The 15,475-nt window shown below is 74.1% G+C and carries 12 protein-coding genes and 2 pseudogenes; 5 read left to right on the forward strand and 9 right to left on the reverse strand.

Annotation, left to right across the window (positions count from 1 at the left end):
• Positions 1–952, forward strand: a pseudogene (locus ACIQWR_RS39095) (hypothetical protein); the annotation flags it as partial.
• A gap of 277 nt (positions 953–1,229) precedes the next feature.
• Entirely contained in the window at positions 1,230–1,820 is a 591-nt protein-coding gene (locus ACIQWR_RS39100) for a chitin binding peritrophin-A domain-containing protein (RefSeq protein ID WP_404020197.1), read from the forward strand.
• A gap of 76 nt (positions 1,821–1,896) precedes the next feature.
• On the opposite strand, the gene ACIQWR_RS39105 is transcribed toward ACIQWR_RS39100, so the two are convergent.
• The 3 genes and pseudogenes from ACIQWR_RS39105 to ACIQWR_RS39115 all read right to left on the reverse strand — a co-directional run bounded on the left by ACIQWR_RS39105 (position 1,897) and on the right by ACIQWR_RS39115 (position 4,733).
• Entirely contained in the window at positions 1,897–2,829 is a 933-nt protein-coding gene (locus ACIQWR_RS39105; protein WP_404020200.1) for a TIGR03619 family F420-dependent LLM class oxidoreductase, read from the reverse strand.
• Between the two features lie 36 nt (positions 2,830–2,865).
• Positions 2,866–3,267: pseudogene (locus tag ACIQWR_RS39110) on the reverse strand (histidine phosphatase family protein); the annotation flags it as partial.
• A 32-nt stretch (positions 3,268–3,299) separates the two neighbouring features.
• The gene (locus ACIQWR_RS39115; RefSeq protein ID WP_404020203.1) at positions 3,300–4,733 is read right to left on the reverse strand and encodes a PLP-dependent aminotransferase family protein; all 1,434 of its coding nucleotides are present in this window, start codon (positions 4,731–4,733) and stop codon (positions 3,300–3,302) included.
• Here ACIQWR_RS39115 and ACIQWR_RS39120 point away from each other — a divergent pair.
• On the forward strand, positions 4,732–5,745 hold the full coding sequence (locus ACIQWR_RS39120) for a DMT family transporter (RefSeq protein WP_404020206.1): 1,014 nt from the start codon (positions 4,732–4,734) through the stop codon (positions 5,743–5,745). The two genes, ACIQWR_RS39115 and ACIQWR_RS39120, sit on opposite strands and share 2 nt — an antisense overlap.
• A 55-nt stretch (positions 5,746–5,800) precedes the next feature.
• Positions 5,801–5,998, forward strand: coding sequence for a DUF1918 domain-containing protein (locus tag ACIQWR_RS39125; protein WP_385783314.1), 198 nt, complete (start codon positions 5,801–5,803; stop codon positions 5,996–5,998).
• Positions 5,999–6,035: 37 nt separating this feature from the next.
• Here ACIQWR_RS39125 and ACIQWR_RS39130 read toward each other — a convergent pair whose 3' ends face one another.
• Positions 6,036–7,301, reverse strand: a complete 1,266-nt coding sequence (locus ACIQWR_RS39130; protein ID WP_404020209.1) for a glycoside hydrolase family 10 protein — start codon at positions 7,299–7,301, stop codon at positions 6,036–6,038.
• Between the two features lie 154 nt (positions 7,302–7,455).
• On the opposite strand from ACIQWR_RS39130, the gene ACIQWR_RS39135 reads away from it, so the two are divergent.
• Positions 7,456–8,358 (forward strand): 3-hydroxybutyryl-CoA dehydrogenase, encoded by a 903-nt coding sequence (locus ACIQWR_RS39135; protein WP_404020212.1) that lies wholly within the window; start codon positions 7,456–7,458, stop codon positions 8,356–8,358.
• Between the two features lie 20 nt (positions 8,359–8,378).
• On the opposite strand, the gene ACIQWR_RS39140 is transcribed toward ACIQWR_RS39135, so the two are convergent.
• From ACIQWR_RS39140 to pheS, 5 genes are all read right to left on the reverse strand, one after another.
• Entirely contained in the window at positions 8,379–8,900 is a 522-nt protein-coding gene (locus tag ACIQWR_RS39140; protein ID WP_404020342.1) for an NUDIX hydrolase, read from the reverse strand.
• A 62-nt stretch (positions 8,901–8,962) separates the two neighbouring features.
• A complete protein-coding gene (locus tag ACIQWR_RS39145; RefSeq protein WP_404020215.1) occupies positions 8,963–10,327 on the reverse strand; it encodes a transcriptional regulator in 1,365 nt (454 codons plus the stop codon).
• 269 nt (positions 10,328–10,596) lie between these two features.
• Positions 10,597–11,619 (reverse strand): PP2C family protein-serine/threonine phosphatase, encoded by a 1,023-nt coding sequence (locus tag ACIQWR_RS39150; protein WP_404020218.1) that lies wholly within the window; start codon positions 11,617–11,619, stop codon positions 10,597–10,599.
• A 139-nt stretch (positions 11,620–11,758) separates the two neighbouring features.
• On the reverse strand, positions 11,759–14,302 hold the full coding sequence (gene pheT, locus ACIQWR_RS39155; protein ID WP_404020220.1) for a phenylalanine--tRNA ligase subunit beta: 2,544 nt from the start codon (positions 14,300–14,302) through the stop codon (positions 11,759–11,761).
• Positions 14,302–15,429: a phenylalanine--tRNA ligase subunit alpha gene (gene pheS, locus ACIQWR_RS39160; RefSeq protein ID WP_385783300.1), complete on the reverse strand. Its 1,128-nt coding sequence runs from the start codon at positions 15,427–15,429 to the stop codon at positions 14,302–14,304. The genes pheT and pheS overlap by 1 nt, the downstream gene beginning before the upstream one ends.
• Between the last annotated feature and the right edge of the window lie 46 nt (positions 15,430–15,475).

The following is a 15,475-nucleotide window of genomic DNA, read 5'->3' on the forward strand; positions in this document are numbered from 1 at the left end:
GGTGCAGCTTGAAGTTCAGGCGAAGAGAAGGAAGTATGTAGATCGGCAGGGTCGCCTCAGGTCTAGTCATGCATCTGATGCAATTCCCCGGGGTTTCGCCGACTCCTCCCGGTCCCTGCTCGGCGCCGCATACGCCCCGACGCTGGCCCGGCTGCCGGCCGCCGACCTGCTGCCCGCCTTCCTGGCCCGCCTGCGCGCCACCCCGGACGGCCACGCCGTCGAGGCCGCCCTCGCCCTGCTGGGCCAGTGGGGTGCGCCGGCCGGAGCCGCCGTGCCCCTGCTGGCGCCGCTGCTCGGGGGCCCGTACGCCCGGGGCGCCTGCGAGGTCCTCGGCCGGATCGGGCCGGGCGGCGCGGCCACCGCGCACGTCCTGGCCGACCTCGCCCGGGGTCGTACGCGCCCCGCGCGGCGGGGCTGGCCCGGCACCGCGAACCCCTGGCACGGCCGCCAGAGCGCGGCCTGGGCCCACTGGCGGGTCACCGGCGACGCCGGGCTCGCCCTGGAGGTGTGCGGGAGCTTCGCCCGCGCGGGGCTCGGCGGACCCGTCCTGCGGTACCTCGGCGACCTCGGCCCGGCCGCCGCCGCGCACGTGGACGACGTACGGGCGCTGCTGGACGCGCCCGGTGCGTGGACCCGGGTGGAGGCGGCGAGCGCGTTCTGGCGGATCACCGGCGACACGGAGCCGACGGTGGCGGTCCTCCTGCGGGAGCTGGCCCCGCTGCGGGACGCCCGGCTGACGGAGCCGGCCGGGGCCGCCGTGCGGCACCTGGGCGCGATCGGCGCTCCGGCCGCCGCGGCCGTACCGCTCCTGCGGGACGCGCTCGCCGACGACCGCCGCGCCCACGAACAGATCCTCGTCGACGAACGACTGTGCCGGTCCCTGGAGACGGCACTGGACGACATCGAGGGGAGCAGCGCGAGGAACGCTGCCGGCGCCGAACAGAACATCTGATCCATCGGACAGCCGACCGGGTGGCGCACAGGGGGCGATATCCGGCCACCCGGGACGCGTCCGTCACGCTACGGGTCCGGCTGAACGATTCTGCCGCTCCCGCCAACAGGAAGTCCGCCGCACGGGGCTGCCGGGCGGCCCGTTCCGCCGCACGCGCGGTAGCGGAATCCGCCACCCGGCCGGCCGGAAATCGATCGTTGCGACTCCCGCCCCACCCTCCTTACAGTCCCCTCTGCATTCATCTCATCACACAGGGTCACTTCCCATGGGGGCAGCAGTGTCACGCTCACGCACCATCACACGCCGCGTCGGCCGGGTCCTGGCGGGCTCGGCCCTCGGCGCACTCGTGGCACTGGGACTGGGACTGGGCGCGGCGCCCGCGACCGCCGCCGCCACCGGGGACTGCGGCGCCTCGAACCGGCTGCCGCGCCCGCAGGACCAGCGGTTCTACGTCCAGTGCGCGAACGGCATCGCCACCATGCTGCCCTGCCCCACCGGCCAGGTCTTCGACCTCGCGCAGCAGGCGTGCGACCTGCCCGAGCAGGTCCGCCCGGCCGTGGCCACCGCGACCACCGCCGGGCCCGCCAAGCTGAACGGGCTGCTCTTCGGCGTGAAGAACCTCAGCACCACCGTCCGCATGGCCGACGGCCCCGCCGGGCTGGACGGGGTCCCGGTCACCTTCACCACCACCGGCGGCAGGACCCTGTGCACGGCCGTCACCGACCAGTACGGCGCGGCCCGCTGTGACTCACCGGCCCGCCTGAACGTCCCGCTCGACGAGATCCTGCGCGGCTACCGGGCGACCTACGCCGGGATCGACGGCATCTACCGGCCCTCCACGGCGACCGGACCCGTCTCCCTCCTCTGACCGGCGGGGCCGGGCCGGCACAGGACCCGGCCGGCACCGGACCGGCCAGCACCGGCCAGCACCGGCCGGCGCGGGATCAAGCCCCGGTGGCGCGCACCGCCGCGTACAGCTCGGCGGCCACGTCCGCCAGTTCGGCCGCGTCCCGCACGCCGGCCTGGAGGTCCACGAGCAGGTCGGTCAGCGGCACGGCCGCCGCGTGCGCGGCGACGTCCTCGGCGATCTGCTCGACGCTCCCCTGGAAGGGCCGCCGGTCCGCCCCTTCGAAGGGCTGCGGCGTGTAGAGCGCGTTCGCCCGCGCGCACACCTCGATCGGCCGGGTCCGGCCGCGCTCGGCGGCGAGGTCCGTCAGCCGCCCCCAGGCCCCGGCCAGCACCTGCGGGCCGGTGGCCACCGGCATCCAGCCGTCCGCCCGGTCCACCAGGCGGCGGGCGGCGCGCGGGCTGGTGGCGGGCAGGTAGACGGGGACCGGACGGGCGGGCTTGGGGCCGATCCCGGCGGGGGCGATGACCGTCAGCTCGCCCTTGTAGGAGACCGGGTCGGGACCCCAGACCGCCGCGCACACGTCGAGCAGCTCGTCCAGTACCGCGCCGCGCCGCTCGAAGGGCGCCACGCCCGCGGCCGCGAACTCGTCGCGCGACCAGCCGGTGCCCAGGCCCGCCAGCACGCGGCCGCCGCTCGCCGCGTCCAGGGAGGCGAGGGAGCGGGCCAGTTGGACGGGTATGTGCAGCGGGGCGACGAGCACGCTGGTCCCCAGCAGGGTCCGCTCGGTCGCGGCGGCCGCGAGGGTCAGCGTGATCAACGGGTCGGCGACCGAGCGGTACTTCTCCATCCAGGGCAGGCCCGGGATCCCGTACATCCCCTGCAGGGGCTGCTCGGGGAAGAGGATCCGCTCGAAGACCCACAGGCTCCCGTACCCGGCCGCCTCGGCCGCGCGCGCCACCGCCGGGACATCGCGGCCGACGTGGAAGTGATTCATCTGGGGCAGGCTGAGCCCGAGCCGGATCGCCACGGTTCTTCTCCTTCACCGGAGGGACGCGCGGCGCCTGCCGGTGAGGCGCCGTCGGAGCGTCAAACGGTCGTCTCCAGCGAAAGGTGCCAGCGCCCCGCGGATCCGGCGAGGGTGACCGTGGACAGCGGCCGGACGTCCCACCGCGCCCGGCTCGCGCGCGGCCACCTCGGCCAGCGTGAGCCCCCGCCAACGCCCCATGTCGCAGTCGCGCAGGGCCGGCTGGGCGAGCGGGGCGTAGCCCAGGGCCCGACCGGTGGCGCGGCTGCGCGCCGTGGGCGAGCAGTAGCGCAGCTCGGCCGCGCCCAGGGGCACCAGTCCGTGCGCGGCCGTCTCCACCGCCCGCCAACCGACGGTGTCGAGCGGCCGGTCGTCGTCGAAGCGCTCGGCGAGCAGCGAGGAACTACGGGCTGCGGTGACGAGCGAGACCCGAACATGCATAGCGGCGATGGTGCGGCGAGCGTCGCCCGAGGTCAAGCCCGCGCACCGACCCCGCAGCGCAGCTTGCCGACGGCCGCCGCCAGTTCCCCGGCGGACGCGACCCCGGCGAGGCTCATGCGGACGTACGGACCCGGCGGTTCCGCGCAGAAGTACGGACGGCCCGGGGTGACGGCCACCCCCGCGCGCAGCGCCCCCGCCACGAAGGCGGACTCGTCCGCGCCGTCGGGCAGCCGCACCCACAACTGGTAGCCGCCGACGGGCAGGTGGGGCAGCGTCAGGCCGGGCAGCTCGCGCCGCAGGGCGCCGACGAGCACCTCCCGCCGGTGGCGCAGCTCGGCGCCGACGGCCCGCAGGTGACGCGGCCAGGCGGGAGCGCCGACCAGTTCCAGCGTGGCCTCCTGGAACGGCCGCGGCACGAAGAAGCTGTCCACGACCTGGATGGCGCGCAGCCGCTCCAGGACCGGCCCGCGGGCCGCGAGCGCGCCCACCCGCAGGCTGGGCGAGGCCACCTTGGTGAGGGAGCGCACGTGCACCACCACCCCGTCGGGGTCTTCGGCGGCCAGCGGCGGGGGCAGCGGTCCGGCGTCCTCGTGGGCGAGCGAGCGCGCGTAGTCGTCCTCGACGACGAAGGCCCCGGCGGCCCTCGCGATCCGGCGCACCTCGGCCCGCCGCGCGTCGGCGAGCACCGATCCGCTCGGGTTCTGGAACAGCGGCTGGCACACGAACACCCGTGCGCCGGTGGCTTCGAAGGCCGCGGCGAGGAGGTCCGTACGCACCCCGTCCGCATCGCAGGGCACCGGCACCGGCCGACACCCGGCGGCGCGGGCGATCGCCAACAGGCCGGGATAGGTCGGGGACTCGACCAGGATGGGCGCACCCGGCGGGGCCAGCGCCCGCAGGGCGGTGGTGAGCGCGCTCTGGCCGCCCGCGGTGACCAGCACGTCGGCGGCGGTGAGCGGGCCGCCGATCTCCCGGGCGAACCAGTCGCGGAGCTCGGTCAGCCCCTCGACGGGCGGCCGGGACCAGGCCCCGGGCCGCCGTCCGGCACGGGCCAGGGCCGCGGCGAGGGCCCGTTCGGGCTGGAGGGAGGAGTGCAGGTAGCCGCCGTTCAGCTCGATCACCCCGGGCGGCGGGGCCGCGAGGGAGACCAGCACGCCGGAGGCGTCCACCGAGCGCGGCACGATCTCGCCGCCCTCCTCCGCGCTGAGGGCCACTTCCTGCCAGGAGGTGTCCGGGGCGGCCGGGGACGCCTCGCGCGGAGCGCAGCGGAACGCCCCGGCGCCGGGCCTGGTCACCACGAGCCCTTCGGCGGCGAGCTGGGCGAGGGCCCGGGACACCGTCACCGGACTCACCCGGAACCGCTCGATCAAGGAGCGGCTCGACGGCAGCTTTCCACCTACCGAGTAGCGGTTCAACTCGGATCTGAGGGATTCCACCAGCCCAGCCACACTGCTACGCTCGTACATGAGAGCACAGAATAGCGCTACCGGCCCTGGCACGATAGCGGTTGAGCGCGAGACCGACTCCGGAACCGGTTCGGGCACCGAGTCGGGCACCGGGCCCGGCACGACGTCCGCCACCGCATCCGGCACCGCATCCGGCGCCACCTCCGGCGCCACCTCCGGCGCCACCTCCGGCACGCTGCTCGCCGCCCTCGGCGTCGTCACCTTCTCCCTCACCTTCCCCGCCACCGTCTGGGGCATGGAGAGCTTCGGCCCCTGGTCCTTCGTCGCACTGCGCAGCGTCCTCGCCGCCGCGATCGCGGGCGTCTTCCTCCTCGCCCTGCGGGTCCCGCTGCCGGGCCGTGCGCACTGGGCGGGCCTCGCCGTGGTCGCCGCCGGGGTGGTCGTCGGCTTCCCGATGCTGACCACGCTGGCCCTGCGCACCTCCACCACCTCGCACTCCGCCGTGGTGGTCGGCCTGTTGCCGCTGACCACCGCCGCGCTCGCCGCGCTGCGCACCGGCGTCCGACCCTCGCGCACCTTCTGGGCCGCCGCCGTCGCGGGGGCCGCTGTGGTGCTCGGCTTCACCCTCGCGCAGAGCGGCGGCGCCCTCTCCGCGGGCGACGCCTACCTCTTCGCCTCCCTGCTGGTGTGCGCGGCCGGATACACCGAAGGCGCCCGGCTGGCCCGGACGATGCCCGGCTGGCAGGTCATCGGCTGGGCGCTGGTCCTGTGCCTGCCGCTGACCGTGACCGGGTCGGTGCTGGGCCTGGCCGCCGAGCCCGTGCACCTGACCGGGCACGGGATCGCCGGGCTGGTGTGGGCGGCGGCCGGCTCCAGCTTCCTCGGTCTGTACGTCTGGTACCGCGGGATGGCCGAGATCGGACCCGCCCGCGCCAGCCAGCTCCAGCTCGCCCAGCCGCTGCTCACGCTGGTGTGGGCGGTGGCCCTGCTGGGCGAGCACCTGACCCCGGCCGCACCGGTGGCAGCGGCCGCGGTGCTCGTCTGCATCGCCCTGACCCAACGGGTCAAATAGGTCTGGAACGCCGTAAACTGCTGTCACCGACCGGACCGGCCCGAGGGAGGTCAGCATGCACGCGACCGAGGGTGACCAGCTCGTGCAGCACGGCAGGATCGTCGGCCAGAACGACAAGGTCGGCGAGATCCTCCAGGTCCTGGGGGACAACGGGACCCCGCCCTACCGGGTGCGGTTCCAGGACGGCCACGAGGCGCTGATGGCCCCCGGGCCCGACTGCGTCGTACGGCACCCGGACACCCACCACCAGTGAGCCCGGCAACAGCAACGACAACGGCAACAGCAACCGATCAACGCGGTGGCACGCGCGTCGGATAGTGGTCCGCGACCACCTCCGCCATGGCCCCGCACCGGTCCGCGACCACCTGCTTCGCGGAGAAGTAGGCGTGGCCGCGGACCTCCGGGTACCGGGCGGCGATCGTCAGGTGCCGGGACAGCTCCGCCGGGTCCCGCCAGGCCGCCGTGGAGCTGTCGGGATCGCAGCGGTAGAGCGCCTCGCCGATCAGCAGTTCCACCGAGGTCCCCCTGACCGTCCCCGACCACCAGTCGACGAGCGTCTCGTAGTCGCACTGCGGGTGCCCGATCTGCCAGTAGAGCTGCGGCGCGACGTAGTCGAGCCAGCCCTCCCGCACCCAGCGGCGGGTGTCGGCGTACAGGTCGTCGTAGGTGCCCAGGCCCGCTTCGGTCGCCGAGCCGAGCGGATCGACCGCCTGGTTGCGCCAGACCGCGAAGGGGCTCACCCCGAAGCGGACGCCCGGCCGCGTCGCCTTGATCGCCGCGGCCATCTCCCGCACCAGGGCGTCGATGTTGTGCCGCCGCCAGCCGGCGCGCGAGGCGTGGCCGGAGCCGTGCGCCGCGAAGGCGTCGTCGTCGTCGAAGTACTGGCCCTCCACGGGGTAGGGGTAGAAGTAGTCGTCCCAGTGCACCGCGTCCAAGGGGTAGCGCCGGACCGCGTCGAGCATCGCCTTCTGCACGAACGCCCGGACCTCCGGCAGCCCGGGGTTGTAGTAGAGCTTGCCGCCGTACGGGACCACCCAGTCGGGATGGAGGCGCGCCGGGTGCTCGGGGATCAACAGGGACACGTTCGTGTGGTTGGCCACCCGGTACGGGTTGAACCAGGCGTGCAGCTCCAGCCCGCGCTCGTGCGCCCGGGCCACGGCCGTGCCCAGCGGGTCCCAGCCCGGGTCCCCGCCCTGGCGCCCGGTCAACCACTGCGACCAGGGTTCCAGCGCCGAGGGCCACATCGCGTCGGCGGTCGGCCGCACCTGGAGGACCACCGCGTTCAGCCGCCGCCGGACCGCGGTGTCGAGCAGGGCCACCAGCTCCGCCTCCTGGGCCGCGGCGCTCAGCCCGACCTCCGAGGGCCAGTCGACGTTCTCCACGGAGGCCACCCACATCCCGCGGAAGGCGGAGCCGGGGGCGGGCGCGCCGTCGGCCCCCGGCGCGGGGCCCGGAGCCGCTGCCGACGCCGGGCCCGCGGCGGCCGTCGTCACCGCTCCCGCGGCCAGCGCCCCGGCCACCCCCGCCAGCAGTCCCCGTCGGCCGATGTGCGCCATGTGTCCGCTCCGTTCCGCACAGTGATATTGATCTCGGTGCGCCCAGCATGCCCGCCCCGGGCCGTCATCGGGCCGCAGGTCGGGAGTAACGTCGGGGTGCGTGGCGGGCGCCGGAATGCAGTTACCACTGTCAACGACGGGGGACCCGCGATGGATGAGCAGCGAAAGGCACGATGTGACGGACCTCTCTACCCTCCCGACCGACATCGCACGGGTCGGCGTAGTGGGCTGTGGCCAGATGGGCGCGGGCATCGCGGAGGTGTGCGCGCGCAGCGGTCTCGAGGTGAAGGTTGCCGAGACCACCGGCGAGGCCCTGGAGATCGGCCGTACCCGGCTGCACAACTCCCTGATCAAGGCCGCCGAACGCGGCAAGATCACGGAGGAGGAGCGGGACGCCACCCTGGCCCGACTGAGCTTCACCACGGACCTCGGCGAGTTCGCCGACCGTGACCTGGTCATCGAGGCCGTCGTCGAGAACGAGCAGGTCAAGACCGAGATCTTCCAGGTGCTCGACCAGGTGGTGACCCGCCCCGACGCGATCCTCGCCTCGAACACCTCCTCCATTCCGCTGGTGAAGCTGGCCGTCGCCACCTCGCGACCGGACCAGGTCATCGGCATCCACTTCTTCAACCCGGCCCCGGTGCAGCAGCTCGTCGAGCTGATCCCGGCGCTGACCACGGGCGAAGAGACGGTCAAGCGGGCCGAGGCCCTGGTCCGGGACGTGCTCGGCAAGCACGCGATCCGCGCCCAGGACCGCTCGGGCTTCGTGGTCAACGCGCTGCTGATCCCGTACCTGCTGTCCGCGATCCGGATGTTCGAGTCGGGCATCGCGAGCCGCGAGGACATCGACAACGGCATGGAGCTGGGCTGCGCCCACCCGATGGGCCCGCTGAAGCTGGCGGACCTGATCGGCCTGGACACCGTGGCCTCGGTGGCGGACTCGATGTACTACGAGTTCAAGGAGCCCCTGTACGCCGCTCCCCCGCTGCTCCAGCGCATGGTGGACGCGGGCCGCCTGGGCCGCAAGACGGGCTCGGGCTTCTACCCGTACAACTAGGGCATGTCCTCAGCCCGGGCTCAGGCCGGGCGCAGGTGGTGCAGCAGCAGGAGCCCGGCCGCCATGTTGGCGGCCGGGACCTCGCCGCGCGCGATCATGTCCGGGACCAGCTTGAGCGGCACCCACGCGCGGTGCGAGGACTCGAAGTCGTCCTCGGGGTGGCCGGTGTACGTCGCCCCCTCGGCCCAGTAGAGGTGGTGGCGGGCGTCGGTCAGCCCGTTGGAGGGCTCGACGGTCATCAGGTGGTGGAGGGGACCCGGGCGCCAGCCCGACTCCTCCTCCATCTCGCGGGCCGCCGCGGCGGCGATGTCCTCGCCGTCCTCGACCACGCCGGCCGGCAGCTCCCAGCCCCAGCTGTCGGTGATGAAGCGATGGCGCCACAACAGCAGCACCTCGTTGGCCTCGTTGACCGCCGTGGCCACGGCGACCGGGCGCAGCCGGATCACGAAGTGGTCCAGGTGCCGGCCGTCGGGGAGTTCGACGTCCGCGAGGTTCACGTCGAACCAGCGGTTCTTGTACACGGTCTGCTCGCTCAGGTTCATCCACTGCACGGTTGTGCCACCTTTCGATCGAGTAGGTGGCAACATGGCAGCAGTTCCGAGCATCACAGCGGAACGCGCAACGCCCCGTCGATGAGGTGCGCCGTCTCCTGCGCCCCCGCACATCCGCTGGTCAGCAGCTGTTCGCGGACCGCGCGCAGCCGGTCGCGCAGCCGCAGGGATTCCATCCCCCTGGCCCGTTCGGCCATTTCGGTCGCGGCAACCACCGCCCCGTCGGCCTCCCCCTGGCGCAGCTGAATGTTGCACAGTATGGCCAGCCGGTGCACCCGTCCCCGGTCGTGCGCCGGGGTGTCCACGGCGGCCGTCGCCTGCTCGTACGCGGCATCGAGTTCGCCCAGCCCGAGCAGCGCCTCGGCGACCTGCACGTTGACCAGGCCGGGCTGTACGTACCCGGTCTCGTCCGGTTCGCTGCCCGGCCGGATCCGCTCGGCCGCCGCCTCCGCGCGCCGGATGCACTCCAACGCGGCGCTGCCGTCGCCGAGTCGGGCGTAGGCCTTGGCCTGCATCGCGTGCAGGTCGGCCGAGAGCGCGGGGGTGATGTGCCGCCCCGCGGCCCGCAGCGCGGCCTCCGCGAAGGCGACCGCCTGGCGGAACTCCCCCAGGTGCAGGGACTGGTTGACGAGCAGCGCGATCACATAGGCCCCCAGGCCCCGGTCCCCGCTCGCCTTCGCGAGCCGCAGCGCCTGGTGGAAGTAGCGCTGGGCGAGCCCGTGGGCGTCCGAGTCGTACGCGCAGATCCCGGCCACCGCCACCAACGACCCGGTGGCCCGGTAGAGCCCCCGGCCGAGCGTGTCGGGGTAACTCCCGCGCAGCAGCGGCGCGGTCTCGCTGCCCAGGAAGCGGACGACCCGCTCCCGGGTGGCCACGCCACCCGCCCGCCGGTACATCAGCTCGTAGTGCACGCGGGCCGCCCGCAGGATCTCGATGTGCTCGGGGCCGACGGGGGTGGGCCCCGAGCGCGAGACGTCCGCGTCCTCGGGCGGATTCTCCCATTCCCAGACCGGGATGACGGCCGGGGTCCCGCACACCGCCCCGGCGGCCAGCAGCTGCGGGCGGGCCTGGCCGTCGGCGCGCCACAGGGCGGTGGCCCGGTCGACGAACCCGCCCAGCGGGGAGCCGGGCGGCGACCCCTGACCGGCGTCGCCCGCGGCGCCGGCCGAACCGGGCAGGCCGAGCCCGATGTCGTCCAGCGACAGCGGCCGGCGCAGGCGGCTGCCGAGCACCTCGCAGAGCAGGTCGGGCACGTGACCGCGGGGGCGCTGGCCCTTGAGCCAACGGGCGACGGCGGTGTGTTCGTAGCGCAGGGCCAATCCGCGGCTGCGGCCTGCCTGGTTGACGTGTGCGGCGAATCCGGCGTGGGACATGCCCGCCTCGGCAAGGAGGGCATCGAGCAGTGCGTTGGGCTGCATGGGCCGCTCCCGGGGCTCGTCGCTCTCAGATTAGTGGGTGCTCGCTTCACACGGGGTGTGAACCGGATGCGCGCATAAATGCGCCGCACACCCTGCCGCGGGAGTGCCCCGCGGCGCTTCACTGAAGAGCCTCGCCAAAGAGGTAGCCCGGGTCGTCGGCTCCCCCTCGAACAGTGCGACGACCCGTACTGGCGCCGCCCGTTCTGCTGTCTGCCCGACACTCCATGGCAGGCGGGCGGCGCACCCCGACACCCCGGTCGGGCCCGTGCTCAGGCCGGGCCGAACCGGTCGTTGCGCAGCACCAGCAGGGCCACGTCGTCGGCGAGCCGCCCGCTGGTGTGCCGCAGCAGCGCCGCGTGCACGCCCGCGACCAGCCGCGCGGGCGTGAGCGCGGCGGCCGCGGCCGCTTCGGTGACGGCGCCGGCCAGCGGGAAGAAGCGGCCCGCGCGGTCACGGGCGTCCGCGACCCCGTCGGTGTGCAGGAAGAGCGCCTCGCCGGGAGCGAGCCGGCCGCACGGCCGCGCCGCCAGGTCACCGGGACCGGGCAGGGGCAGCACCCCGAGCGGCGGCAGCGTCTCACCGCCGAGCGGCTCCAGCCCGACCCGCTCCGGGCGCGGGGATCCACCCAGCGTCCGGGGCGGCCGCGCGGGCGGGTGCGGGGCGCGGCCCCGGGAGCCGGCGCAGCACACCTCGGGCACCGGGAGCCAGCGCAGCACGTACGGCCAGGGGTGGCCGCAGTTCAGGGCCAACAGGGTGCCGTCGGGCGCGATCTGGAGCAGCAGCACCGTGACGAACTCCTCCGGCTCGCCCCCCGCGTGCCGGATCAGCGCCCGCTCCATCCGCCGCAGCACCCCGCCCAGCGTCGCCTCGTCGTACGCCGCTTCGCGGAAGGAACCCAGGACCGCGGAGGCCACCCCCAGCGCACCCGGCCCGTGCCCGCGCACGTCACCGATGACCACCCTGACCCCGTACGGCGTGGGCAGCGCCTCGTACAGGTCGCCGCCGACCGACAGTTGGGCCGCGGCCAGCGCCAGCCCGTCGATCCGGGCCGGGAGCGGCCGCAGCAGGGCCCGCTGCACCGCGCCCGCGACCTCCCGGCTGCGCCGCAGCTCCGCCAGCAGCCGCGTGCGGATGTGCAGCGCGCACCCGGTGGCCAGGAGCAGGAAGGCCGCGCAGCTGGCCAGGCTCGGGCCGAGCGGTCCGGGTGAGGACAGCTCCCAGGACACCGCGGCCCCGCCCCAGGCAAGGACGCACACCCGGCGCACGTGGGGCACCCGCCCGCGCGTGATCATCCTCTGTGCCTCCCCTCGGCCGGAACGATTGTGTCCACGACCCGGTGCGCTGGACACGGGTCGCCGAGGTTCTCACCCAAATGAGTGAGGGGCACCTCCGGTGCTCCGGATGTGCCCCTCACAGACCTGTCAGCAGGTGCTACGCACCGCGCAGGACCGCCCCGGTGCGCTCGGTGGCCAGGGCCACCGCCGCGTCACGGGCGGCCGTGGACTCCTCCGCCGTCAGGGTGCGGTCCGCCGCGCGGAAGCGCAGCGCGTAGGCGAGGGACTTCTTCCCCTCGCCGACCTGCTCGCCGGTGAAGACGTCGAACAGCCGCAGCGATTCGAGGAGTTCACCCGCGCCCTTGCGCAGCGCGGTCTCGACCTCGGCGGCCGGGACGGCCGCGTCGACGATCAGCGCGACGTCCTGGGTCGCCACCGGGAAGGTGGAGATCCGGGGCGCCCGCAGGGCCTCGCCCCCGGCCGCCGCGAGGCGGTCGAGGTCGATCTCCATCGCGCTGGTGCGGGCGGGCAGACCCAGCGCCTTGACGACGCGCGGGTGCAGCTCACCGGCGTGGCCGATGACCTGCTCCACCCCGTCGAGGGTGACGACGAGCTCGGCGCAGCGGCCCGGGTGCCAGGGACCGTACTGGCCCTGGCGCACGACCAGCTCAGCGCCGGCCTCGACGGCCAGCGAGCGGGCGGCCTCGACCGCGTCCGCCCAGTCGGCCGGGCGGCCCTTGCCCCACCAGCCGGCCTGCTCGCGCGCACCGGCCAGCACGACCGCGGCGTACCGCGGCTGCGCGGGCAGGGCCGCGTTCAGGGTCGCGATCTCCTCGGCCGTCGGACGGCGGTCGACGGGCAGCCGCACCGCGACGCCGGCCTGCGGACCGGCCCGGAAGACCGAGCCCGTCTCGAAGAGCGCCAGGTCGTGGCTGCCACGGCTGTCGTTGCGGCGCAGGGCGCCGAGCAGACCCGGCAGCAGCGTGCTCCGCAGGGCCGGCTCCTCGTCGGAGATCGGGTTGACGAGGGTGACGACCTGGCGGGTCGCGTCGTGCGCCGGCAGCTGGAGCTGGTCGAAGACCTGGGCTCCGAGGAACGGGTAGTTCAGCGCCTCGACGTAACCGGCCCCGGCCAGCGCACGGCCGATGCGGCGGTGCAGCTGCTGGCGGGAGGTGAGCCCGCGGCCCGAAGGGGGCTGCGGCAGCGTGGAGGGCAGGTTGGCGTAGCCCTCCAGCCGGATGACCTCTTCGGCGAGGTCGTTCGGCTCGGCGAGGTCGGGGCGCCACGACGGCACGGTGACGACCAGCTCGTCCTGGCCGTAGACGTCGCAGCCGACCTCCTGGAGGCGGCGCACGACGGTCTCGCGGCCGTAGTCCACGCCCGCCACCCGGTCCGGGTGGTCCGCGCGCATCGCGATGGTGCGCGGGGCCCAGGGGGCGGACAGCTCGGTGACGCCCGCCTCGGCGGTGCCGCCCGCGAGCAGCACCAGCAGGTCGACGGTGCGCTGCGCGGCGGCGGCCGCGGCCTGCGGGTCGACCCCGCGCTCGAAGCGCTTGGACGCCTCGGAGGCGAGCTTGTGGCGACGGGCGGTGCGCGAGATGGTCAGCGCGTCGAAGTGCGCCGCCTCGATGACCACGTCGGTGGTGCCCGAGACCTGGAAGGTCGAGCCAGAAGGATCGAAAGGTGTCGTGACGGAGTCGGCGATCTCGGTGTTGGCGCCGCCCATGACGCCGGCGAGGCCGATCGGCCCGCTGTTGTCGGTGATCACCAGGTCCTCGGCGTCCAGCGTGCGCGTGACGCCGTCGAGGGTGGTGAACTTCTCGCCCTGCTCCGCGCGCCGGACGCCGATCGGACCGTCCACGCGGGAGCGGTCGTAGGCGTGCAGCGGCTGGCCGAGTTCGAACATCACGTAGTTGGTGACGTCGACCGCGAGCGAGATCGGCCGCATGCCGGCCTTCTGCAGGCGGCGGCTCAGCCAGATCGGCGAGCGGGCCTCGGGGTCGAGGCCGCCGACCGTACGGGCGGTGAAGCGGTCGCAGCCCTGCGGGTCCGAGACCTGCACCGGGTAGCCGTAGGAGTTCGGGCCGGGGACGTCGAGCAGCGCCGGGTCGCGCAGCGGCAGCCCGTAGGCCGTCGCCGTCTCGCGGGCCACGCCGCGCATCGACAGGCAGTAGCCGCGGTCCGGGGTGACGGCGATGTCGAGGACCTCGTCGATCAGCTCCAGGAGCTTGATCGCGTCGGTTCCGACCTCGTACTCCGGGGGGAGCACGATGATGCCGTGCGTACCGTCGTCGCCCATGCCCAGCTCGTCGCCCGAGCAGATCATGCCGTGCGAGGTGCGGCCGTAGGTCTTGCGCGAGGCGATCGCGAAGTCGCCCGGCAGCACCGCGCCGGGGAGCACCACGACGACCTTGTCGCCGACGGCGAAGTTCCGCGCGCCGCAGACGATCTCCTGGGGCTCGCCGGTGCCGTTGGCCTGGCCGACGTCGACCGTGCAGAAACGGATCGGCTTGCGGAAGCCGTCGAGCTCCTCGATGGTCAGGACCTGGCCGACGACCAGGGGACCCTGCAGCCCGGTGCCGAGCTGCTCGACGCGCTCGACCTCCAGGCCGGCGTCGACGAGCCGCGCCTGTACGTCACGACCGGTCTCGCCCGCGGGCAGGTCGACGTACTCCCGCAGCCAAGAAAGCGGGACCCGCATCAGATCTCCATCCCGAACGGCCGGGTGAAACGAACGTCACCCTCGACCATGTCTCGCATGTCTTCGACGTTGTGGCGGAACATCAGCATCCGTTCGATGCCGAACCCGAAGGCGAATCCGCTGTACTTCTCGGGGTCCACGCCACAGGCGACGAGCACCTTGGGGTTGACCATGCCGCAGCCGCCCAGCTCGATCCAGCCCTCGCTGGAGCACGTGCGGCAGGGGCGGTCGGGGTTGCCCACCGACTCGCCGCGGCACACGTAGCACTGCATGTCCATCTCGGCGGACGGCTCGGTGAACGGGAAGAAGTTCGGGCGCAGCCGGGTGGTCATGTCCTGACCGAAGAGCGCCTGGACCATGTGGTCCAGGGTGCCCTTGAGGTCGGCCATGGTCAGGCCCTCGTCCACGGCGAGCAGCTCGACCTGGTGGAAGACCGGGGTGTGCGTCGCGTCCAGCTCGTCGGTGCGGAACACCCGGCCGGGGCAGACGACGTAGACGGGCGGCTCGCGGTCCAGCAGCGTGCGCGCCTGCACCGGGGAGGTGTGGGTGCGCAGGACGACACCGGACTCGTCGCCCACGGTGCCCTCGGGGCCCTGGACGAAGAAGGTGTCCTGCATCTGGCGCGCGGGGTGGTCGGGGGTGAAGTTGAGGGCGTCGAAGTTGAACCACTCCGCCTCCACCTCCGGGCCCTCGGCCACCTCGTAGCCCATGGCCACGAAGACGTCCGCGATGCGGTCCATCAGCGTGGTCAGGGGGTGGCGGGCGCCGGCCGGGACGCGGTCGTGGGGCAGCGTGACGTCCACGGCCTCCTCGACGAGCACGCGCTCGTCGCGCTCCGCCTCCAGCTCGACCGTGCGCGCGCCGAAGGCCTTGTTCACGGCGCCGCGGGCCTGGCCGACGCGCTTGCCGGCCTCGGCCTTCGCCTGCGGCGGCAGGGCGCCGATCTCGCGGTTGGCGAGCGCCAGGGGCGAGCGGTCGCCCATGTGCGCGGTCTTCGCCTCCCGCAGCGCGTCGAGGTCGCCGGCGGACGCGAAGGCGGCGAGCGCCTCGTCCCGCATGCGCTCGATCTCATCCGGTTTCAGTGCCTCGACCTCAACAGGGTCGTACGACTTGTTCGGTGCCGACATCTCTTCCCGTACTTCCGATGGCTGGCTGGTGGGTCCCCCGCGCGAC

This window comes from Streptomyces sp. NPDC098789, from assembly GCF_044759975.1.
Lineage (GTDB): Bacteria > Actinomycetota > Actinomycetes > Streptomycetales > Streptomycetaceae > Streptomyces.